Source organism: Anaerotignum faecicola, from assembly GCA_024460105.1.
Taxonomy (GTDB): Bacteria; Bacillota; Clostridia; order Lachnospirales; family Anaerotignaceae; genus JANFXS01.
The window spans coordinates 1-385 of the sequence record JANFXS010000601.1 but is presented as its reverse complement, the minus strand read 5'-3'; the positions used below and the strand labels follow the sequence as shown (position 1 = coordinate 385).

1 protein-coding gene is annotated in these 385 nt (G+C 48.1%); it reads right to left on the bottom strand.

Annotated features, from left to right (window positions below; genetic code table 11):
• Positions 1–117: 117 nt before the first annotated feature.
• The coding region (locus tag NE664_15585; GenBank protein MCQ4728055.1) for a ribosome recycling factor at positions 118–385 on the bottom strand (268 nt) is incomplete at its 5' end.

Here is a 385-nt window from a genome sequence, read left to right as displayed (position 1 = left end):
ACAGGTAATCCCGAATCGCACAACAGCCGGAATGGTATGAAACATAAACAGGACAGGCACTTTGAAAATCCCCCTCACTTGCGTGCGGCGGAATCATGCCTGCCCCGGTTCTATCTGTTATACGGTAAGAAGTTCCTTTGACTTCGCTTCGATCGCTTTATCGATCTTCCCAATCATCTTATCCGTTAATTTCTGAATATCTTCCTCCGCCTCTGCTAAGTCGTCCTCAGAAATCTCATCTGCCTTCTGCAGTTTCTTAAAGTAATCATTGCCGTCACGGCGGATATTGCGAACAGCAACCTTCGCTGCCTCACCTTTCTTCTTGACGTCCTTCACCAGTTCTTTTCTGCGTTCCTCGGTCAGTTCCGGGAAAACGAGGCGGATA